19 protein-coding genes and 1 pseudogene are annotated in these 20,416 nt (G+C 61.8%); 3 read left to right on the top strand and 17 right to left on the bottom strand.

Going from position 1 to position 20,416, the window contains the following annotated elements; genetic code table 11:
* Window positions 1-17: 17 nt before the first annotated feature.
* The 17 genes from atpD to rpmH form a co-directional block, all read right to left on the bottom strand.
* Window positions 18-1,394 (bottom strand): F0F1 ATP synthase subunit beta, encoded by a 1,377-nt coding sequence (atpD, locus tag ACTJJX_RS13320; RefSeq protein WP_003097130.1) that lies wholly within the window; start codon window positions 1,392-1,394, stop codon window positions 18-20.
* A 30-nt stretch (window positions 1,395-1,424) separates the two neighbouring features.
* Complete coding sequence (gene atpG / locus ACTJJX_RS13315; protein ID WP_003097132.1) at window positions 1,425-2,285, bottom strand: F0F1 ATP synthase subunit gamma; 861 nt, start codon at window positions 2,283-2,285, stop codon at window positions 1,425-1,427.
* Between the two features lie 50 nt (window positions 2,286-2,335).
* On the bottom strand, window positions 2,336-3,880 hold the full coding sequence (atpA, locus tag ACTJJX_RS13310; protein ID WP_003097134.1) for a F0F1 ATP synthase subunit alpha: 1,545 nt from the start codon (window positions 3,878-3,880) through the stop codon (window positions 2,336-2,338).
* A gap of 18 nt (window positions 3,881-3,898) precedes the next feature.
* Complete coding sequence (locus ACTJJX_RS13305; RefSeq protein ID WP_003097135.1) at window positions 3,899-4,435, bottom strand: F0F1 ATP synthase subunit delta; 537 nt, start codon at window positions 4,433-4,435, stop codon at window positions 3,899-3,901.
* A gap of 11 nt (window positions 4,436-4,446) precedes the next feature.
* A complete protein-coding gene (locus ACTJJX_RS13300; protein ID WP_003100235.1) occupies window positions 4,447-4,917 on the bottom strand; it encodes a F0F1 ATP synthase subunit B in 471 nt (156 codons plus the stop codon).
* 57 nt (window positions 4,918-4,974) lie between these two features.
* Window positions 4,975-5,232: a F0F1 ATP synthase subunit C gene (gene atpE, locus ACTJJX_RS13295; RefSeq protein WP_003097235.1), complete on the bottom strand. Its 258-nt coding sequence runs from the start codon at window positions 5,230-5,232 to the stop codon at window positions 4,975-4,977.
* Between the two features lie 49 nt (window positions 5,233-5,281).
* A complete protein-coding gene (atpB, locus tag ACTJJX_RS13290; RefSeq protein WP_003100237.1) occupies window positions 5,282-6,151 on the bottom strand; it encodes a F0F1 ATP synthase subunit A in 870 nt (289 codons plus the stop codon).
* A 16-nt stretch (window positions 6,152-6,167) separates the two neighbouring features.
* Complete coding sequence (locus tag ACTJJX_RS13285) at window positions 6,168-6,548, bottom strand: F0F1 ATP synthase subunit I (protein ID WP_016852298.1); 381 nt, start codon at window positions 6,546-6,548, stop codon at window positions 6,168-6,170.
* Between the two features lie 163 nt (window positions 6,549-6,711).
* On the bottom strand, window positions 6,712-7,584 hold the full coding sequence (locus ACTJJX_RS13280; protein ID WP_003100240.1) for a ParB/RepB/Spo0J family partition protein: 873 nt from the start codon (window positions 7,582-7,584) through the stop codon (window positions 6,712-6,714).
* Window positions 7,585-7,593: 9 nt separating this feature from the next.
* Complete coding sequence (gene soj / locus ACTJJX_RS13275) at window positions 7,594-8,382, bottom strand: chromosome partitioning protein Soj (protein ID WP_003097243.1); 789 nt, start codon at window positions 8,380-8,382, stop codon at window positions 7,594-7,596.
* Window positions 8,383-8,400: 18 nt separating this feature from the next.
* On the bottom strand, window positions 8,401-9,045 hold the full coding sequence (gene rsmG, locus ACTJJX_RS13270) for a 16S rRNA (guanine(527)-N(7))-methyltransferase RsmG (protein WP_003100242.1): 645 nt from the start codon (window positions 9,043-9,045) through the stop codon (window positions 8,401-8,403).
* Window positions 9,045-10,937 carry a tRNA uridine-5-carboxymethylaminomethyl(34) synthesis enzyme MnmG gene (gene mnmG, locus ACTJJX_RS13265; RefSeq protein ID WP_016852299.1) on the bottom strand — a complete coding sequence of 631 codons (1,893 nt, stop codon included), beginning with the start codon at window positions 10,935-10,937 and terminating at the stop codon, window positions 9,045-9,047. The genes rsmG and mnmG overlap by 1 nt, the downstream gene beginning before the upstream one ends.
* 473 nt (window positions 10,938-11,410) lie before the next feature.
* Window positions 11,411-11,635, bottom strand: coding sequence for a hypothetical protein (locus ACTJJX_RS13260; protein WP_003100246.1), 225 nt, complete (start codon window positions 11,633-11,635; stop codon window positions 11,411-11,413).
* 494 nt (window positions 11,636-12,129) lie between these two features.
* A complete protein-coding gene (gene mnmE / locus ACTJJX_RS13255) occupies window positions 12,130-13,497 on the bottom strand; it encodes a tRNA uridine-5-carboxymethylaminomethyl(34) synthesis GTPase MnmE (protein ID WP_003100248.1) in 1,368 nt (455 codons plus the stop codon).
* 71 nt (window positions 13,498-13,568) lie between these two features.
* Window positions 13,569-15,305, bottom strand: a complete 1,737-nt coding sequence (gene yidC / locus ACTJJX_RS13250; protein ID WP_003097255.1) for a membrane protein insertase YidC — start codon at window positions 15,303-15,305, stop codon at window positions 13,569-13,571.
* A gap of 240 nt (window positions 15,306-15,545) precedes the next feature.
* Entirely contained in the window at window positions 15,546-15,953 is a 408-nt protein-coding gene (gene rnpA / locus ACTJJX_RS13245) for a ribonuclease P protein component (protein ID WP_003100251.1), read from the bottom strand.
* A 14-nt stretch (window positions 15,954-15,967) separates the two neighbouring features.
* On the bottom strand, window positions 15,968-16,102 hold the full coding sequence (gene rpmH / locus ACTJJX_RS13240; RefSeq protein ID WP_003100258.1) for a 50S ribosomal protein L34: 135 nt from the start codon (window positions 16,100-16,102) through the stop codon (window positions 15,968-15,970).
* Between the two features lie 525 nt (window positions 16,103-16,627).
* Here rpmH and dnaA point away from each other — a divergent pair.
* From dnaA to recF, 3 genes and pseudogenes are all read left to right on the top strand, one after another.
* Window positions 16,628-18,172 (top strand): chromosomal replication initiator protein DnaA, encoded by a 1,545-nt coding sequence (dnaA, locus tag ACTJJX_RS13235; protein WP_003109151.1) that lies wholly within the window; start codon window positions 16,628-16,630, stop codon window positions 18,170-18,172.
* 28 nt (window positions 18,173-18,200) lie between these two features.
* Window positions 18,201-19,304: a DNA polymerase III subunit beta gene (dnaN, locus tag ACTJJX_RS13230; protein WP_016852300.1), complete on the top strand. Its 1,104-nt coding sequence runs from the start codon at window positions 18,201-18,203 to the stop codon at window positions 19,302-19,304.
* A gap of 9 nt (window positions 19,305-19,313) precedes the next feature.
* Window positions 19,314-20,416 (top strand): annotated as a pseudogene (recF, locus tag ACTJJX_RS13225) (DNA replication/repair protein RecF).

Raw genomic sequence — 20,416 nt, 5'->3', positions numbered from 1 at the left:
TCGCCGGGCGCACAGGATTACAGTTTTTTGGCTTTCTCGACTGCTTCTTCGATACCGCCGACCATGTAGAACGCCTGCTCCGGCAGGTGATCGTAGTCGCCGTTGAGAATGCCCTTGAAGCCAGCGATGGTGTCCTTCAGGGAAACGTACTTGCCCGGCGAGCCGGTGAAGACTTCCGCTACGAAGAACGGCTGGGACAGGAAGCGCTGGATCTTACGAGCGCGCGCCACCAGCAGCTTGTCGGCTTCGGACAGTTCGTCCATGCCCAGGATCGCGATGATGTCCTTCAGCTCCTTGTAGCGCTGCAGAACATACTGGACGCCGCGAGCGGTGTCGTAGTGATCCTGGCCGATCACCAGCGGATCGAGCTGACGGGAGGTCGAGTCCAGCGGGTCGACCGCGGGGTAGATACCCAGCGAGGCGATGTCACGGGACAGTACGACGGTCGCGTCCAGGTGGGCGAAGGTGGTCGCCGGGGACGGGTCGGTGAGGTCGTCCGCGGGAACGTATACGGCCTGGATCGAGGTGATCGAACCTTTCTTGGTGGAGGTGATGCGTTCCTGCAGAACGCCCATCTCTTCGGCCAGGGTCGGCTGATAGCCCACCGCGGACGGCATACGGCCCAGCAGTGCGGACACTTCGGTACCGGCGAGGGTGTAACGGTAGATGTTGTCGATGAACAACAGAACGTCACGGCCTTCGTCACGGAACTTCTCGGCCATGGTCAGGCCGGTCAGTGCGACGCGCAGACGGTTGCCCGGCGGCTCGTTCATCTGGCCGTATACCAGGGCTACCTTGTCCAGTACGTTGGAGTCCTTCATCTCGTGGTAGAAGTCGTTACCCTCACGAGTACGCTCGCCCACACCCGCGAACACGGAATAACCGCTGTGCTCGATGGCGATGTTACGGATCAGTTCCATCATGTTGACGGTCTTGCCCACGCCGGCGCCGCCGAACAGGCCTACCTTGCCGCCCTTGGCGAACGGGCAGACCAGGTCGATCACCTTGATGCCGGTTTCCAGCAGCTCGTTGCCGCCAGCCTGGTCGGCATAGGACGGAGCTTCGCGGTGGATGCCCCAGCGCTCTTCTTCGCCGATGGGACCGGCTTCGTCGATCGGGTTGCCCAGTACGTCCATGATCCGGCCCAGGGTCGCTTTACCGACCGGCACGGAGATGGCAGCACCAGTGCTGTCCACGTTCAGGCCACGCTTGAGGCCTTCGGTGGAACCCATCGCAATGGAACGAACCACGCCGTCGCCCAGCTGCTGCTGGACTTCCAGGGTGGTTTCAACGCCCTGAACCTTCAGGGCTTCATAGATGCTCGGCACGGCATCGCGCGGGAATTCCACGTCGATCACGGCGCCGATGATTTGAACGATACGTCCGCTACTCATGTCTGGTTCCTCTGAATTTTGAACCTGTTCTTACACCGCGGCAGCGCCGCCGACGATTTCCGAGATTTCCTGGGTGATCGCCGCCTGACGCGCCTTGTTGTAGATCAGCTGCAAATCGCTGATCAGCTCGCCGGCGTTGTCGGTAGCGTTCTTCATTGCAATCATCCGGGCCGCCTGCTCACAGGCGTTGTTCTCAACCACGGCCTGGTACACCTGGGATTCCACGTAACGCACCAGCAGCCCGTCGAGGAGCGACTTGGCGTCGGGTTCGTAGAGATAGTCCCAGTGGTGCTTCAGCTCCTGATCGTCATCGGCCACCAGCGGAATCAGCTGTTCCACGGTCGGCTTCTGGGTCATGGTGTTGACGAACTTGTTGGAGACCACGAACAGGCGATCGATACGGCCTTCGAGGTATGCGTCGAGCATCACCTTGACACTGCCGATCAGGTCGTTGATCGAAGGCTCTTCGCCGAGGTGGCTGATAGCTGCCACGACGTTGCCGCCGAAACTGCGGAAGAACGAAGCGCCCTTGCTACCGATCACGCAAAGGTCGATTTCCGCCCCTTGCTCGCGGTAGCCGCTCATGTCCTTGACGAGGGACTTGAACAGGTTGATGTTCAGACCGCCGCACAGACCACGGTCACTGCTCACCACGATGTAGCCGACGCGCTTGACTTCACGCTCGACCATGAACGGGTGACGGTATTCCGGGTTGGCGTTGGCCAGATGGCCGATCACCTGGCGAATACGCTCCGCGTAGGGACGGCCGGCCGCCATGCGCATTTGTGCCTTGCGCATCTTGCTCACCGCCACTTTTTCCATGGCATTGGTGATCTTTTGCGTGCTTTTGATGCTCGCAATCTTGCTGCGAATCTCTTTTGCGCCTGCCATTTGACACCTATCGGGTTAGCAGGCGGGAGCCTCACGGCTCCCGCTGCGGCTTACCAGGTTTGGGTGGCCTTGAACTTCTCGATGCCGGCCTTGATGCCCGCGTCGATTTCGTCGTTGAAGTCACCTTTCTCGTTGATCTTCGCCAGCAGAGCGGCATGCTCGCGCTGGAAGTAGGAGATCAACGCCTGCTCGAAGCTACCGACCTTGGCGATTTCGACGTCCTGCAGGAAGCCACGCTCGGCGGCATACAGGGACAGCGACATCTCGGCGATCGACATCGGCGCGTACTGCTTCTGCTTCATCAGCTCGGTAACGCGCTGACCATGCTCCAGCTGCTTGCGGGTCGCTTCGTCCAGGTCCGAGGCGAACTGGGCGAAGGCCGCCAGTTCACGGTACTGGGCCAGAGCGGTACGGATGCCGCCGGACAGCTTCTTGATGATCTTGGTCTGGGCCGCGCCACCTACGCGGGATACCGAGATACCGGCGTTGACGGCCGGACGGATACCCGAGTTGAACATGGCGGATTCCAGGAAGATCTGGCCGTCGGTGATCGAGATCACGTTGGTCGGAACGAACGCGGAAACGTCGCCGGCCTGGGTCTCGATGATCGGCAGCGCGGTCAGCGAGCCGGTCTTGCCGGTCACGGCGCCGTTGGTGAACTTCTCGACATACTCTTCGGAAACGCGGGAAGCGCGCTCCAGCAGACGGCTGTGGAGATAGAACACGTCGCCCGGGTAGGCTTCGCGGCCCGGCGGACGGCGCAGCAGCAGGGAGATCTGGCGATAAGCCACGGCCTGCTTGGACAGGTCGTCGTAGACGATCAGGGCGTCTTCACCGCGATCGCGGAAGTATTCGCCCATGGTGCAACCGGAGTACGGCGCCAGGTATTGCAGGGCGGCGGACTCGGAAGCGCTGGCGGCGACCACGATGGTGTTGGCCAGGGCACCGTTCTCTTCCAGCTTGCGTACGACGTTGGCGATAGTGGACTGCTTCTGGCCGATGGCCACGTAGACGCACTTAATACCGCTGTCTTTCTGGTTGATGATGGCGTCGACCGCGAGGGCGGTCTTGCCGATCTGGCGGTCGCCGATGATCAGCTCGCGCTGGCCACGGCCTACCGGGATCATGGCGTCGACCGACTTGTAGCCGGTCTGTACCGGCTGGTCTACCGACTTACGCCAGATCACGCCCGGAGCGACCTTCTCGACCGCGTCGGTGGCCTTGGCGTCGATCGGACCCTTGCCGTCGATCGGATTGCCCAGTGCGTCGACTACGCGACCCAGCAGTTCCGGACCGACCGGAACCTCCAGGATGCGCCCGGTGCACTTGGCGTTCATGCCTTCGGCGAGGCCCTGGTATTCACCCAGGACCACGGCACCCACGGAATCCTGCTCCAGGTTCAGCGCCATACCGTAGACGCCGCCCGGGAACTCGATCATCTCGCCGTACATGACGTCGGCCAGACCGTAGATGCGCACGATACCGTCGGACACGCTAACGATGGTGCCTTCGTTTCGTGCTTGGGAGGCGACGTCGAGTTTCTCGATGCGCCCCTTGATGATTTCACTAATTTCGGAAGGATTGAGTTGCTGCATGCCGCTGCCCCTTCAAACTCAAGATTTCAACGCTTCGGCCAGTTTCGCGAGCTTGCCGCGCACCGAGCCATCGATTACCAAGTCACCGGCGCGAATGATCACGCCGCCGATCAGGCTCGCGTCTTCCGACGCATGTAGCCGCACTTCGCGACTGAGCCGGGCGCTGAGAGCCTTGGCGAGTTTGTCCTGCTGTTCTTTGCTCAAGGTGAAGGCACTGGTGACTTCTACCTCGACCGACTTTTCCTGCTCGGCCTTCAACTGCTCGTACATCTCAGCGATGGTCGGCAGCAGTTCGAGCCGCTTGTTCTCAGCCACAGTCCGGACGAAGTTCTGGGCTGGTGCATTCAGCTTGTCGCCGCACACATCGATCAGGCTCTGGGCCTTGGCCGAAGAGGTCAGCTGAGGCTCTTTGAGCAGCTGGCGCACGGTGTCGTCCTGCGACACTGCGGCCAGCACACCCAGCGCAGCCGACCAATCGGCCAGTTGCTGATGAGCCTGGGCGTACTCGAAAGCCGCCTTTGCGTAGGGACGAGCCAACGTGGTCAGTTCTGCCATAGCGCCCTCGCTTAGATCTCGGCTGCCAGTTTGGAAACCAGCTGCTCGTGCGCGTTTGCGTCGATCGAAGCACCCAGGATCTTCTCTGCGCCGGTGACGGCCAGGGCACCCACTTGGGCACGCAGGGCGTCCTTGACGCTGTTCAGTTCCTGTTCGATTTCCGCTTGGGCCTGGGCCTTCAGGCGTTCGCCTTCGGTACGGGCCTGGTCGCGGGCTTCATCGACGATCTGGTTAGCGCGTTTCTTCGCCTGTTCGACGATTTCGGCTGCCTGAGCCTTGGCTTCGCGCAGTTGCTGGCCCGCTTTCTCATGAGCCAGCTCCAGATCACGAGCCGCGCGGTTGGCAGCGTCCAGGCCGTCAGCGATCTTCTTCTGACGCTCTTGCAGAGCCGCGATGACCGGAGGCCACACGAACTTCATGCAGAACAGCACAAAGATGAAGAACGCAACGGACTGGCCAATCAGGGTTGCATTAATGTTCACGCCAACACCTCGCTCGTTCGTTGTCCGTCAAACACTCAAATCGAATGATTCGAGTGATTAGCCGGCGATTTGACCAACGAAGGGATTCGCGAAGGTGAAGAACAGGGCGATACCCACACCGATCATGGTCACGGCGTCCAGCAGGCCGGCGACGATGAACATTTTCACCTGCAGCATCGGAACCATTTCAGGCTGACGAGCTGCGCCTTCCAGGAACTTGCCACCCAGCAGACCGAAACCGATGGCGGTACCCAGGGCACCCAGGCCAATCAGCAGAGCAACGGCGATAGCAGTCAGTCCAACTACAGTTTCCATTTTTCCTCCCGACTTTTTGTCGTGTTGGTTAAAGGTTGAAGCGAATCGATTAATGGTTGTCTTCGTGCGCCATCGACAGGTAGACGATGGTCAGCATCATGAAGATGAAGGCCTGCAGGGTGATGATCAGGATGTGGAACACAGCCCACGCCCAGTTCAGGGCTACGCCCAGGGCACTCAGCAGGAACATTCCGCTACCGAACATGACGGCGATCAGAATGAAGATCAGTTCGCCGGCATACATGTTGCCGAACAGACGCAGCGCCAGCGAAACCGGCTTGGCGATCAGGGTCACGAACTCGAGCAGGAAGTTCACCGGAATCAGCAGGATCTGAACGACGATGTTCTTGCTGCTGAAGGGGTGCAGGGTCAGTTCACCGAGGAAGCCGCCGATGCCCTTGACCTTGATGCTGTAAAAGACGATCAGGGCGAACACCGAGATCGACAGGCCGAGGGTGGCGTTCGGGTCGGTGGTGGCCACCGCGCGGAAGAACAGGTGCTCGTCGCCGGTGATCTTCGCGGCCAGCATCGGCAGGTAGTCCACCGGTACCAGGTCGATCAGGTTGAGCAGGAAGATCCAGACGAACACGGTCAGGGCCAGGGGCGCGATCAACGGGTTACGCCCGTGGAAGGTGTCCTTGACGCTGGTGTCGACGAACTCGACCATCACCTCGACGAAGTTCTGCAGTCCACCCGGCTGGCCGCTGGTGGCCTTCTTGGCCGCCAGGCGGAAGATGAACAGGAACACCACGCCGAGCAGTACCGACCAGCCCAGGGTGTCTACGTGGAATGCCCAGAAGCCCATTTCCTTGGCTTGCTCGGCGGTGTGGGCGAACCCCCAATCACCATTAGGCAGACGCCCGAAGGTCAGGTTCTGCAAGTGGTGCTGGATGTAACCCGAAGCGGTTTCTGCTGCCATGTTTGCCTCAATCGCTCTAAGGTCTTGTAAATGTTTTTCCCATCAGCAGGGGTGCGCACCAGCTGACCATCAGGGTCAGCAGATAGACACCGAACAGAGCCGGCGCCATCAGTGGCTTCACGCCTGCGAACGTCAGTGCGAAGAGCACCGCCGTCAGAATCAGTTTCCCGGCTTCGCCCGCATAGAAAGAGCGAACGATTTCCCGGGCAGCCCGCGCTCCGCTGAAACGGAACGCCTTGTAGGCGAAATAATAATTCGGCAACCAGGCGATCATCCCTCCCAGCAGTCCGGAATATCCGGCTACCGGTCCCCAAGAAATCCACAGGGAGATCGCAGCAACAAGCACTACTACCAGTTGGACGAGCAGCAATCTGAATGCCGGCAGGCGACTTGGCATGCGGGACTCCATCGCGCTCTCAGTCTTCTGGTGTCGGCACTGCCAAATCAACGACTTGGCATAAAAAGTGCCCACAAAATAGCGCGCAGAGTATAGGGGGGGAGTCCCCCCTGTTCAACTGGCTGGTAGTGATTTCCGACTACCCGCTACAACCCAAAGTGTGTCAACGGATGTGGGCGAGAACGCCCTGCAGTTCATCCAGGGAGCTGTAGCGGATGACCAACTGTCCCTTGCCCTTCTGACCATGCCGGATCTGCACCGAAGCGCCCAGGCGCTCGGCCAGGCGCTGTTCCAGGCGGGCGATGTCCGGGTCGCTCTTGACCGGTCCCGCAGGCTTGCCCGGGGCATGCGTCCACTGCCGAACCAGGGCTTCGGTCTGACGTACGGTCAGCCCATGTGCGACAACATGTCGCGCCCCTTCCACCTGCCGTTCTGCCGGCAGACCGAGGAGCGCACGGGCATGGCCCATCTCCAGGTCGCCATGGGAAAGCAGGGTCTTGATCTCTTCCGGCAGGCCGATCAGGCGCAGCAGGTTGGTAATGGTCGCGCGCGACTTGCCGACCGCTTCCGCGACCTGCTGCTGGGTCAGCTGGAACTCCTGCTGCAAGCGCTGCAGGGCAGCGGCTTCCTCGATCGGGTTGAGGTCCTCGCGCTGGATGTTCTCGATCAGCGCCATGGCGATGGCCGCTTCGTCCGGCACGTCGCGCACCAGCGCCGGGATCTTTTCCAGTCCGGCCTGCTGGCTGGCCCGCCAGCGCCGCTCGCCGGCAATGATCTCGTAGCGGCCATTGGCGATCGGCCGCACCACGATGGGCTGCATCACGCCCTGGGCCTTGATCGACTGCGCCAGTTCCTCCAGCGCCTGAGGGTCCATGTCGCGACGCGGCTGGTACTTGCCGCGCTGCATCAGGTCGAGGGGGATCTGCTGCAACTCGCGGCGGTCGGCCTGTACGGCTTCCTCCTGCAGTTTGGCGGGACTCGAGCCGCCCAGCAGGGCATCGAGCCCGCGTCCCAGTCCACGTTTCTTGGCTGCCATGCGGGTTCCTTATGCGGTTGCGGCGCGGCCTTTGGCGCGCTGGCGGCGGACCAGCTCGCCGGCCAGCGCCAGGTAGGCGATGGCGCCGCGGGATTGCTTGTCGTAAACCAGCGCCGGCATGCCGAAGCTGGGGGCTTCGGCGAGGCGCACGTTACGCGGGATGACGGTGCTGTAGAGGGTGTCGCCGAAATGCTCCTGCAACTGCGCGGAGACATCGTTGGTCAGGCTGATGCGCGGATCGTACATGGTCCGCAACAGACCCTCGATCTTCAGCGTCGGGTTGAGCAACTGGCCGATGCGCTGGATGCTGTTCATCAGGTCGGTCAGCCCCTCCAGCGCGTAGTACTCGCACTGCATGGGGATGATCACGCCGTCGGCGGCGGTCAGCGCGTTGACGGTGAGCATCGACAGCGACGGCGGGCAGTCGATGAGGATGTAGTCGTAGTTCTCGCGGATCGGCGCCAGCGCGTTGCGCAGGCGATTTTCCTTCATGTCCATTTCCAGCAGCACCACTTCCGCGGCGGTCAGGTCGCGGTTGGCCGGCAGCAACTGGTAGCCGCCGTGTTCGGAGAACTGCATGGCCTCGGCGAGGTTGCACTCGCCGGTGAGCACGTCGTAGATGGAGTGCTCCAGGTTGTGCTTGTCGATGCCGCTGCCGGTGGTGGCGTTGCCCTGGGGATCCAGGTCCAGCAGGAGGACGCGGCGCTTGGTCGCCACGAGGGAGGCCGCGAGGTTGATACAGGTCGTGGTCTTGCCGACACCGCCTTTCTGGTTGGCGATCGCGAATACCTTAGCCATGGTTATCCCTGTTCCCCCTCATGCTGTGCGCCGCAGTATCAGCAGATGCCGCTGACCTTGGCAACCGGGTACCGCCAGCGCGTGCTCGGCTTCGACCCGGAAATCCTCCGGGAGTGCCGCCAGCTCTTCGTTCGGATGCACGCCCTTCATCGCCAGCCAGCGGGTTTCCTGGCCACCGAGGTGGCGGGTCCAGTTGGCGAAGTCCTCCAGGCTGCTGAAAGCGCGGGAAACGATGCCATCGAAGGGGCTCTCGGGACGGAAGGCTTCCACCCGGCTGTGCACGACTTCGAGGTTGGCCAGCTTCAGCTCGAGCTTCACCTGGGTCAGGAAGCGGGTCTTCTTGCCGTTGCTGTCGAGCAGGGTCAGGCGCTTTTCCGGGAACAGAATGGCCAGCGGCACGCCGGGCATGCCGCCGCCGCTGCCGACATCCAGCCAGTTATCCCCAGCCTCGGCATAAGGCACGATGCTCAGGCTGTCGAGCAGGTGGCGCGAAACCATCTCGTCCGGGTCGCGTACGGCGGTCAGGTTGTAGGCCTTGTTCCATTTGATCAGCAGGGCCAGGTAGGCCAGCAGCTGGCGTTGCTTGTCGGCGTCGAGGGCGACGCCTAGCTCGTCAGCACCGCGCGCGAGTTCGTCGGCGTGGTGTTGGGTTACCGCAGACATCAAGCGCTCTGCTCCAGTTGGCGGCCAGAGGCACGCTTCTTCAGGTGGATCAACAACAGCGAAATCGCAGCCGGCGTGACGCCGGGGATCCGCGAAGCCTGTCCGAGGGTTTCCGGACGGGCCTGGTTCAGCTTGTTCTGGATTTCCTTCGACAGGCCGGAAATCCCCAGGTAATCGATATCCACAGGCAGGCGGGTATCTTCGCTGGCGCGCAGACGGGAGATTTCCTCCTGCTGGCGGTCGATGTAGCCGGCGTACTTGGTGCGAATCTCCACCTGCTCGGCCACCTGGGGGTTATCCACAGCGTCGCCGGTGATCTCCACCAGGCCGGCGTAATCTATCTCGGGGCGGCTCAGCAGGTTGAGCAGATTGTATTCATGGGTCAGCGGCGTACCGAAGCGCTCGGCGATGGCGTCGCCCTGCGGGGTATTCGGCCGCACCCAGGTGCTCTTCAGCCGCTGTTCCTCGCGTTCGATACCTTCGCGCTTGGCTTCGAAGGCAGCCCAGCGCCGATCGTCGACAAGGCCCAGCTCGCGTCCCTTCTCGGTGAGACGCAGGTCGGCGTTGTCCTCGCGGAGGATCAGGCGGTATTCCGCCCGCGAGGTGAACATGCGGTACGGCTCCTGGGTGCCGAGCGTGATCAGGTCGTCCACCAGCACGCCGATGTAGGCCTCGTCGCGGCGCGGGCACCAGCTGTCCTTGCCTTGCGAACGCAACGCAGCATTGGCGCCGGCCAGCAGGCCCTGGGCGCCAGCTTCCTCGTAGCCGGTGGTGCCGTTGATCTGGCCGGCGAAGAACAGGCCGCCGACGACCTTGGTCTCCAGGCTGTACCTGAGATCTCGGGGATCGAAGAAGTCGTACTCGATCGCATAGCCCGGCCGCACGATGTGGGCGTTTTCCATGCCACGGATGGAACGCACGATCTGCAGTTGCACGTCGAACGGCAGGGACGTGGAAATGCCGTTGGGATACAGCTCGTGGGTCGTCAGGCCTTCCGGCTCGAGGAAGACCTGGTGGCTTTCCTTGTCGGCGAAGCGATGGATCTTGTCTTCGATCGAAGGGCAGTAGCGCGGGCCGATGCCTTCGATCACACCGGAATACATCGGCGAACGATCGAGATTGGCGGCGATGATCTCGTGGGTCCGGGCGTTGGTATGGGTGATCCAGCAACTGACCTGCTCGGGATGCTGTTCCTTCGAACCGAGGAAGGACATCACCGGGATCGGCGTGTCGCCCGGCTGCTCGGTCATCACCGAGAAGTCCACGCTGCGCCCGTCGATCCGCGGCGGCGTACCGGTCTTCAGCCGGCCGACCCGCAGCGGCAGTTCACGCAGACGACGCGCCAGTGCGATGGACGGCGGGTCGCCGGCGCGTCCGCCTGAGTAGTTCTCCAGGCCGATGTGGATAAGTCCGCCGAGGAAGGTGCCGGTAGTCAGGACCACGTTGTCGGCATGGAAGCGCAGTCCCATCTGGGTCACTACGCCGCGGACCTGATCCTGCTCGACGATCAGGTCGTCGCAGGCCTGCTGGAATATCCACAGGTTCGGCTGGTTTTCCAGTGTATGGCGGATAGCGGCCTTATAGAGCACGCGATCGGCTTGTGCACGAGTGGCGCGCACTGCCGGCCCCTTGCGGCTGTTAAGGATGCGGAACTGGATACCGCCCTTGTCGGTGGCTTCGGCCATGGCGCCGCCAAGGGCGTCGATTTCCTTGACCAGATGGCTCTTGCCGATGCCGCCGATGGCGGGGTTGCAGCTCATCTGCCCCAGGGTTTCCACATTGTGGGTCAACAGCAGGGTTTTCACACCCATGCGCGCAGCCGCGAGTGCGGCTTCGGTGCCTGCATGGCCACCGCCGATCACGATTACGTCAAAACGGGTAGGGAAATCCACCACGCACCTCGGCCTGTTCAGAAGCAGGAATTCAGGAAAGCCGGACAGTATAAGGATTTAGCGAACCTGAATGAAGACTCCTGGACAAAAAATAGCCAATCCAGATCGAGGGAGCAAAACGGCTCGGCGGGCTTACAAAAAATAAAAGGAAAGGAATGTTTATATCTTTTTAGAACTTGTGTTTATTACTTAGCAGCGGCTTTTCTGTTGATAAGTACGTCGAGCCCAGTAAAGACATAGCCTGTAGCGAATGATAAGGCTGTCCCAAACCCTATCTGGGCCCTGTTGATAAGCGTTTTTTAGCTGTGGATGGAATGGCTCGTTATCAACATGTGGAGTTATGCACAGAGCTTCGGCGGGTTTATCTACCCTCCTGTCCCTGGGGTTTTCCACAGGTTTCAGGCGAGCGTATCCGGGCCGCGGCAGGACCGCAGCCAGGTAGGAAGAAGGAGATGGCAAGGCGTGGGAAAGGCTCAGTCGTTGCCGCTTTCCAGCGTATCGATGGATGACGACAGGCGCTCGAAGCGGCGCTTGGCGGAGACCTGGAAATCCCGCTCGGAGCCCTCGTTAGCGGGTTTGCGCAGCAGTAGCCGAGCACTGAGCCCGCTAGTGCGGTCGTAACTGCCGAACCAGTCGATCATCTGTCCGACCTGGCATTCGCCGCCGAGCCACACCGCCAGGTTGGCTACGATCTCCATGCTGTAGTGTCCGAGTGCTCGCCGTGGGACGCCTTGGGAGCCGAAGGCGAGGGCCCCGCCTGGCCGGTATCGACGGAGTCCAGGGTCTGCAACAGCTCTTTTCGCAGAATCTCTTCCAGGCTCGTGGATAAACCGCTTACCGGGTTGACTTGCGTGCACGGAACGTCCCGGCGCGTGGCGATAGCGCCAGGCGAGACAACGGGATAGATACGCCGTTCGAGAGGGGCGAGCAGATAGAGATTGACCACAGCGCAGCGCCTTCGCGGACGCCGGATCGGAGCGCGGTGCCTGTGCATAAACCTCTCCCAGGTGGATATCCATCCCATGCAGACCGACATCGGCGCAGATGGTTTTCTCGGGGACGAAGCGGCGCGCCGGCAATCCATGCCTGCGTGGTTGAGTGCCGGCGGCAAGGGGCACAGTGAAAGGAAAGTACGCAGAACCGGAGCGAACCTTGCCCTGGTTATCCACAACTCGGCGTGGGCCGAGCCCCATTACTTGCCGATGCAGAAACTCGAGAAGATGCGACCCAGCAGGTCGTCGGGGGTGAATGCGCCGGTGATTTCGCCCAGGTGCTGCTGGGCCTGGCGCAGATCCTCGGCCAGCAGTTCGCCGGCGCCATTGTGGATAAGTTGGCTGTGGCCATGCTCCAGCGCCTGCCCTGCCAGGCGTAGCGCTTCCAAGTGGCGCCGGCGGGCGCTGAAACCGCTTTCCGCGGTCTGTTCGAAGCCCATGCAGGCCTTCAGGTGTTCGCGCAGCAGCTCCAGGCCGGCGCCGGTGCGCGCCGAGAGGGTGATGGTGACGTGGCCGTCCGCGCTTTCCTCGAGGCCAATGGACTCTGTGGACAAATCCGCCTTGTTGCGGATCAGGGTGACCTTGCCCGGTTCCGGTCGCTGGTCGAGGAACTCCGGCCATAGGGAAAACGGGTCCGCTGCTTCCGGGGCGGTGGCGTCCACCACCAGCAGCACACGATCGGCTTCGCCGATGGCTTTCAGCGCGCGTTCCACGCCGATCTTTTCCACATGGTCCTCGGTATCCCGCAGGCCTGCGGTGTCCACCACATGCAGGGGCATGCCATCGATGTGGATATGTTCGCGCAGTACATCGCGGGTGGTGCCGGCTATGTCCGTGACGATGGCCGCCTCGCGACCGGCCAGGGCATTCAGCAGGCTGGACTTGCCGGCATTCGGTCGTCCGGCGATGACCACGGTCATGCCGTCGCGCAGCAGGGCGCCTTGGGAAGCTTCGCGCTGCACTGTGGATAATTCTGTGCGTACTTTTTCCAGAAGCCCCAGTACATGGCCATCGGCGAGGAAGTCGATTTCTTCCTCGGGGAAGTCGATGGCGGCTTCGACATAGATGCGCAGGGAAATCAGTTGCTCGGTCAATGCATGTACCCGGCGTGAGAATTCGCCCTGCAGGGAACGTAATGCATTGCGCGCGGCCTGCTCCGAGCTGGCCTCGATCAGATCGGCGATGGCTTCGGCCTGGGCCAGGTCGAGCTTGTCGTTGAGGAACGCGCGCTCGCTGAACTCGCCCGGTCGCGCCTGGCGGGCGCCCAGTTCCAGACAACGCTGCACCAGCAGGTCGAGTACCACGGGGCCGCCGTGCCCCTGCAGTTCGAGTACGTCTTCGCCGGTGAACGAGTTCGGGCCGGGGAAATACAGTGACAGGCCTTCGTCGATCACCTGCCCACCGGCATCGAGGAACGGTCCGTAATGCGCATGCCGGGCTTTCAGCTGGCGTCCGCTCACGGCCACGGCCATCTGTCCGGCGAGAGGTCCGGAGACGCGGACGATTCCCACGCCGCCGCGGCCCTGGGCGGTAGCGATCGCGACGATGGTTTCGGTGGCGGCTTGCATGTGGATATCTCCGGATAGCAAGACGCCCCTCGAGGGGGGCGTCTTGTTGTGGACAGTTTTCGCGATAGACGTCAGGCGGTCTTCGCGGCTGCCTCGATCTTGCGGGTAATGTACCACTGCTGTGCGATCGACAGGCAGTTGTTGACTACCCAGTACAGCACCAGACCGGCTGGGAACCAGAGGAAGAAGAAGGTGAAGATGATCGGCATCAGTTTCATCACCTTGGCCTGCATCGGGTCCGGCGGGGTCGGGTTGAGCATCTGCTGGATCAGCATGGTGCCGCCCATGACGATCGGCAGGATGAAGAACGGATCCTTCACCGACAGGTCGGTGATCCAGCCGAGCCACGGCGCCTGGCGCATTTCCACGCTTTCCAGGAGTACCCAGTAGAGGGAGAGGAAGACCGGCATCTGGACCAGGATCGGCAGGCAGCCGCCCAGCGGATTGATCTTCTCCTTCTTGTACAGCTCCATCATCGCCTGGGACATCTTCTGCCGATCGTCGCCGTGCTGTTCCTTGATCGCCTGCATCTTCGGCGACACCGCGCGCATGCGCGCCATCGAACGGTAGCTGGCGGCGGACAACGGGAAGAAGGCCAGCTTGATCAGGACGGTCAGGGCGATGATCGACCAGCCCCAGTTGCCGATCAGGCTGTGGATATGTTGCAGCAGCCAGAAGATCGGCTGGGCGATGAACCAAAGGAAACCGTAGTCGACGGTCAGTTCCAGGCCCGGGGAGAGTTCCTTCAGGTGCTTCTGGAGTTTCGGGCCGGCATACAGGGTCAGGTCGGTTTCCACCTTGCTACCCGCCGGAACGCTCAGGGTCGGGCCGGTGAAACCGACGATGTAGTTGCCCTGGCCGTCCTTGCGGGTCATGACCTGGTGCTGCTCGCCCTTGGTCGGAACCCAGGCGGTCACGAAGTAGTGTTGCAGCCAGGCGACCCAGCCACCCTGCACGGACTCCTTGAACTGTTCCTTGTCCATGTCCTTGGTGGAGATCTTCTTGTACGGCGAATCCGGGGTCCAGACCGCGGCGCCGAGGTAGGTGGACACCCCGGTGGCGGTGGTCGAGGACGGGTCGGCGCTGCCGTCGCGCTTGAGCTGGGCGAACAGGTTGCCGCTCCAGGTCTTGCCGCTCTGGTTGTCGATCAGGTAGCTGACGCCGACCTGATAGGCGTTTTCATTGATGCACTCGATCTTCTTCTGGGCCTTTTCCTTGTCCGAGCAATCGGCTTTCAGGCCACGGTGGAAGGTGAAGCGCTTGATGTAGTTGACACCGTCGTGGCTGAAGCTCAGGTCCACGACCAGTTCGTTCTGGCCGTCGGCCAACTGGTAGCTGCTCTGCGCACTGTGGAACAGCGGGCGGCCGGCGCTGCTGGCGTCCGGGCCGTCGGCACCGGTGAGGCCGCTCTGCGCCAGGTAGGTACGTTCGCGACCGTTGTCGAACAGCGGGAACGGCACGTCCGGACGGTCCAGGCGGCGCGGATACTGCAACAGGCCGAGCTGGACGATATCGCCGCCACGGGGATCGATGGCCAGGTCGAGGACGTCGGTCTTCACCTGGATCAGCTTGTCGCTGACCGCAACCGGCTTGTCGGCGGCTTCGCTGCCGGCCGCGCTGCTCTGGGCAGTGGGAACGTCACTGCTGGTGCCCGAGGCGGACGGAGTGTCCGGCAGGCCTTGCGTGGTGTTCATCGAAGCGCTGGCGGCGGGCAGCTCAGGCTGACCGTAATCCTTGTTCCACTGGAGAACCAGCAGGTAGGACACGACTGCAAGGGCGACGATGAGAATCGAGCGTTGAATGTCCATGGTTACTCGGCCATCGAGAAAGGGCGGTGCTTGAAGGAAACTGACAGTAGCAGATCGCGGCTACGGGATTGCCAGTGATGGAGCCGAGTGGAGGAAACCGCACTCGGGCGACCATTGCGTCGCGGGCCATGCTGCGCGATAGCCTCGTACGCTAGGGAAGTACAACTTGGCTGGGAACGACGGTGCCGGGTCATCGAAGGGGGGATGACACTACAGGGATCGGGATGCGCGGGCATCGACCTATGCATGAGTACCGTCGGCCACGCCAGGGGCGTCAGCAGGGCTTTCCGTGCGAGGTCGATTGCGCAACAGGCGTTTCCAGAGCTTGCCGAACTGCTGGTGCAGCTCCGGATTTTCCAGTTCGCCCAGGCCTTTGCGCGCGATCACCACGATATCCCAGCCAGCCAGGGTTTCCTGGTTATGGCGGAACGATTCGCGGATCAGGCGTTTGAGGCGATTGCGCTGGACGGCGAGCTTGACGTTCTTCTTGCCGATCACCAGGCCCAGGCGGGGGTGATCGAGACCGTTCTCGCGCGCCAGCAGCAGGACGTGCTTGCCGGGGACCTTGCCGGTCGGAGAGTCGAAGACTGCGCTGAATTGCCGGGCTGTCAGTAGACGCTTGTCCCGGTCGAAGTCCCGACTCACCACCCGTACCGGATAAATCAGACGGTCAGACGCTTACGGCCTTTGGCGCGACGACGCGACAGAACCTGACGGCCGTTCTTGGTGGCCATACGGGCGCGGAAACCGTGGACGCGAGCGCGCTTGAGGGTGCTGGGTTGGAAAGTACGTTTCATGATTCGGTACCTGGGTTGACGACTTGAGGTCGCAGTGACCCCGTTTAAAGAGACCGGCGATTCTAGTGAAATCGAACGGGCAGGTCAATTTCCAACCAGCGATGACGTAATAGATAGATACAAGGAAGTCATTTTTCTTTTAAAGGATAGAAACGGTTAATGCTCTTGGGATGGCGCTTTTCTGTGCATAACTCGATGAAGCCCAGCAATTGCGTGTTTCTCCGGCAGGCAAAAGGTTGTCGAGAACCGGTGTCGACGCTGTTTCCTTCCTGAGCGAAGCCTGGGGATGAACGAGATGGTTATCCACAGCGGTTTTTTCCACACGGCTGTGCGCAGGGATGTACCCCCTTCAAAGCAAGGGTTATCCACAAAGTCCAGGACGACCGTCCGTCGGCCTGCCTGCTTTTATTAAGGTCTTGATTTGCTTGGGGCCTCAGCGCATCGGCATGTGGATAAGTCCGGCCCGTCCGGCTACAATAGGCGCTTATTTCGTTGTGCCGCCTTTCCAATCTTTGGGGGATATCCGTGTCCGTGGAACTTTGGCAGCAGTGCGTGGATCTTCTCCGCGATGAGCTGCCGTCCCAACAATTCAACACCTGGATCCGTCCCTTGCAGGTCGAAGCCGAAGGCGACGAATTGCGTGTGTATGCACCCAACCGTTTCGTCCTCGATTGGGTGAACGAGAAATACCTCGGTCGGCTTCTGGAACTGCTCGGTGAACGCGGCGAGGGTCAGTTGCCCGCGCTTTCCTTATTAATAGGCAGCAAGCGTAGCCGTACGCCGCGCGCCGCCATCGTCCCATCGCAGACCCACGTGGCTCCCCCGCCTCCGGTTGCTCCGCCGCCGGCGCCAGTGCAGCCGGTATCGGCCGCGCCCGTGGTAGTGCCACGTGAAGAGCTGCCGCCAGTGACGACGGCTCCCAGCGTGTCGAGCGATCCCTACGAGCCGGAAGAACCCAGCATCGATCCGCTGGCCGCCGCCATGCCGGCCGGAGCAGCGCCTGCGGTGCGCACCGAGCGCAACGTCCAGGTCGAAGGTGCGCTGAAGCACACCAGCTATCTCAACCGTACCTTCACCTTCGAGAACTTCGTCGAGGGCAAGTCCAACCAGTTGGCCCGCGCCGCCGCCTGGCAGGTGGCGGACAACCTCAAGCACGGCTACAACCCGCTGTTCCTCTACGGTGGCGTCGGCCTGGGCAAGACCCACCTGATGCATGCGGTGGGCAACCACCTGCTGAAGAAGAACCCGAACGCCAAGGTGGTCTACCTGCATTCGGAACGTTTCGTCGCGGACATGGTGAAGGCCTTGCAGCTCAACGCCATCAACGAATTCAAGCGCTTCTACCGCTCGGTGGACGCACTGTTGATCGACGACATCCAGTTCTTCGCCCGTAAGGAGCGCTCCCAGGAGGAGTTCTTCCACACCTTCAATGCCCTTCTCGAAGGCGGCCAGCAGGTGATCCTCACCAGCGACCGCTATCCGAAGGAAATCGAAGGCCTGGAAGAGCGGCTGAAATCCCGCTTCGGCTGGGGCCTGACGGTGGCCGTCGAGCCGCCGGAACTGGAAACCCGGGTGGCGATCCTGATGAAGAAGGCTGAGCAGGCGAAGATCGAGCTGCCGCACGATGCGGCCTTCTTCATCGCCCAGCGCATCCGTTCCAACGTGCGCGAACTGGAAGGTGCGCTGAAGCGGGTGATCGCCCACTCGCACTTCATGGGCCGGCCGATCACCATCGAGCTGATTCGCGAGTCGCTGAAGGACCTGTTGGCCCTTCAGGACAAGCTGGTCAGCATCGACAACATCCAGCGCACCGTCGCCGAGTACTACAAGATCAAGATATCCGATCTGTTGTCCAAGCGGCGTTCGCGCTCGGTGGCGCGCCCGCGCCAGGTGGCCATGGCGCTCTCCAAGGAGCTGACCAACCACAGCCTGCCGGAGATCGGCGTGGCCTTCGGCGGTCGGGATCACACCACGGTGTTGCACGCCTGTCGTAAGATCGCTCAACTTAGGGAATCCGACGCGGATATCCGCGAGGACTACAAGAACCTGCTGCGTACCCTGACAACCTGACGCAGCCCACGAGGCAAGGGACTAGACCATGCATTTCACCATTCAACGCGAAGCCCTGTTGAAACCGCTGCAACTGGTCGCCGGCGTCGTGGAACGCCGCCAGACATTGCCGGTTCTCTCCAACGTCCTGCTGGTGGTCGAAGGCCAGCAACTGTCGCTGACCGGCACCGACCTCGAGGTCGAGCTGGTTGGTCGCGTGGTACTGGAAGATGCCGCCGAACCCGGCGAGATCACCGTACCGGCGCGCAAGCTGATGGACATCTGCAAGAGCCTGCCGAACGACGTGCTGATCGACGTCCGTGTCGAAGAGCAGAAACTTCTGGTGAAGGCCGGGCGTAGCCGCTTCACCCTGTCCACCCTGCCGGCCAACGATTTCCCCACCGTAGAGGAAGGTCCCGGCTCGCTGAACTTCAGCATTGCCCAGAGCAAGCTGCGTCGCCTGATCGACCGCACCAGCTTCGCCATGGCCCAGCAGGACGTGCGTTACTACCTCAACGGCATGCTGCTGGAAGTGAACGGCGGCACCCTGCGCTCCGTCGCCACCGACGGCCACCGACTGGCCATGTGCTCGCTGGATGCGCAGATCCCGTCGCAGGACCGCCACCAGGTGATCGTGCCGCGCAAAGGCATCCTCGAACTGGCTCGTCTGCTCACCGAGCAGGACGGCGAAGTCGGCATCGTCCTGGGCCAGCACCATATCCGTGCCACTACTGGCGAATTCACCTTCACTTCGAAGCTGGTGGACGGCAAGTTCCCGGACTACGAACGCGTACTGCCGCGCGGTGGCGACAAGCTGGTGGTCGGCGACCGCCAGCAACTGCGCGAAGCCTTCAGCCGTACCGCGATCCTCTCCAACGAAAAGTACCGCGGCATTCGCCTGCAGCTTTCCAACGGTTTGCTGAAAATCCAGGCGAACAACCCGGAGCAGGAGGAGGCCGAGGAAGAAGTGCAGGTCGAGTACAACGGCGGCAACCTGGAGATCGGCTTCAACGTCAGTTACCTGCTCGACGTGCTGGGTGTGATCGGTACCGAGCAGGTCCGCTTCATCCTTTCCGATTCCAACAGCAGCGCCCTGGTCCACGAGGCCGACAATGACGACTCTGCCTATGTCGTCATGCCGATGCGCCTCTAATCACGCTGAATGTCCCTGACCCGCGTTTCGGTCACCGCGGTGCGCAACCTGCACCCGGTGACCCTCTCCCCCTCCCCTCGCATCAACATCCTCTACGGCGATAATGGCAGCGGCAAGACCAGTGTGCTCGAAGCCATCCACCTGCTGGGCCTGGCGCGTTCATTCCGCAGTGCGCGCTTGCAGCCGGTGATCCAGTATGAGGAAGCGGCCTGCACCGTATTCGGCCAGGTGATGTTGGCCAACGGCATCGCCAGCAACCTGGGGATTTCCCGTGAGCGCCAGGGCGAGTTCACCATCCGCATCGATGGGCAGAACGCCCGGAGTGCGGCTCAATTGGCGGAAACTCTCCCACTGCAACTGATCAACCCGGACAGCTTTCGGTTGCTCGAGGGAGCGCCGAAGATCCGGCGACAGTTCCTCGATTGGGGAGTGTTCCACGTGGAACCTCGGTTTCTGCCCGTCTGGCAGCGCCTGCAGAAGGCGCTGCGCCAGCGGAACTCCTGGCTCCGGCATGGTAAACTGGACCCCGCGTCGCAAGCGGCCTGGGACCGGGAATTGAGCCTGGCCAGCGATGAGATCGATGCCTACCGCAGAAGCTATATCCAGGCGTTGAAACCGGTATTCGAGGAAACACTCGCCGAATTGGTTTCACTGGATGACCTGACCCTTAGCTACTACCGAGGCTGGGACAAGGACCGGGACCTCCTGGAGGTCCTGGCTTCCAGCCTGTTGCGCGACCAGCAGATGGGCCACACCCAGGCGGGACCGCAGCGTGCGGATCTTCGCATACGGTTGGCAGGTCATAACGCTGCGGAGATTCTCTCGCGCGGTCAGCAGAAGCTGGTGGTATGCGCCCTGCGCATCGCCCAAGGCCATCTGATCAATCGCGCCAAGCGCGGACAGTGCGTCTACCTGGTGGACGACCTGCCCTCGGAATTGGATGAGCAGCATCGAATGGCTCTTTGCCGCTTGCTTGAAGATTTGGGTTGCCAGGTATTCATCACCTGCGTGGACCCGCAACTATTGAAAGACGGCTGGCGCACGGATACGCCGGTATCCATGTTCCACGTGGAACATGGAAAAGTCTCTCAGACCACGACCATCGGGAGTGA

This window comes from Pseudomonas sp. 22490, from assembly GCF_052044465.1.
Lineage (GTDB): Bacteria > Pseudomonadota > Gammaproteobacteria > Pseudomonadales > Pseudomonadaceae > Pseudomonas > Pseudomonas aeruginosa.
Note: the sequence above shows the minus strand (reverse complement) of the source record. Positions and strands in the feature narration are given on the sequence as shown.

Excerpts from the sequence above, each read along its gene's own strand:
- ACTJJX_RS13285 (WP_016852298.1), bottom strand. The coding sequence starts at position 6,548 with ATGCCAAGTCGCCTGCCGGCATTCAGATTGCTGCTCGTCCAACTGGTA.
- soj (WP_003097243.1), bottom strand. The coding sequence starts at position 8,382 with ATGGCTAAGGTATTCGCGATCGCCAACCAGAAAGGCGGTGTCGGCAAG.
- rpmH (WP_003100258.1), bottom strand. The coding sequence starts at position 16,102 with ATGAAACGTACTTTCCAACCCAGCACCCTCAAGCGCGCTCGCGTCCAC.
- atpB (WP_003100237.1), bottom strand. The coding sequence starts at position 6,151 with ATGGCAGCAGAAACCGCTTCGGGTTACATCCAGCACCACTTGCAGAAC.
- ACTJJX_RS13280 (WP_003100240.1), bottom strand. The coding sequence starts at position 7,584 with ATGGCAGCCAAGAAACGTGGACTGGGACGCGGGCTCGATGCCCTGCTG.
- ACTJJX_RS13305 (WP_003097135.1), bottom strand. The coding sequence starts at position 4,435 with ATGGCAGAACTGACCACGTTGGCTCGTCCCTACGCAAAGGCGGCTTTC.
- ACTJJX_RS13260 (WP_003100246.1), bottom strand. The coding sequence starts at position 11,635 with ATGGAGATCGTAGCCAACCTGGCGGTGTGGCTCGGCGGCGAATGCCAG.
- rsmG (WP_003100242.1), bottom strand. The coding sequence starts at position 9,045 with ATGTCTGCGGTAACCCAACACCACGCCGACGAACTCGCGCGCGGTGCT.
- atpA (WP_003097134.1), bottom strand. The coding sequence starts at position 3,880 with ATGCAGCAACTCAATCCTTCCGAAATTAGTGAAATCATCAAGGGGCGC.
- atpG (WP_003097132.1), bottom strand. The coding sequence starts at position 2,285 with ATGGCAGGCGCAAAAGAGATTCGCAGCAAGATTGCGAGCATCAAAAGC.
- mnmE (WP_003100248.1), bottom strand. The coding sequence starts at position 13,497 with ATGCAAGCCGCCACCGAAACCATCGTCGCGATCGCTACCGCCCAGGGC.
- yidC (WP_003097255.1), bottom strand. The coding sequence starts at position 15,305 with ATGGACATTCAACGCTCGATTCTCATCGTCGCCCTTGCAGTCGTGTCC.
- dnaN (WP_016852300.1), top strand. The coding sequence starts at position 18,201 with ATGCATTTCACCATTCAACGCGAAGCCCTGTTGAAACCGCTGCAACTG.
- atpD (WP_003097130.1), bottom strand. The coding sequence starts at position 1,394 with ATGAGTAGCGGACGTATCGTTCAAATCATCGGCGCCGTGATCGACGTG.
- atpE (WP_003097235.1), bottom strand. The coding sequence starts at position 5,232 with ATGGAAACTGTAGTTGGACTGACTGCTATCGCCGTTGCTCTGCTGATT.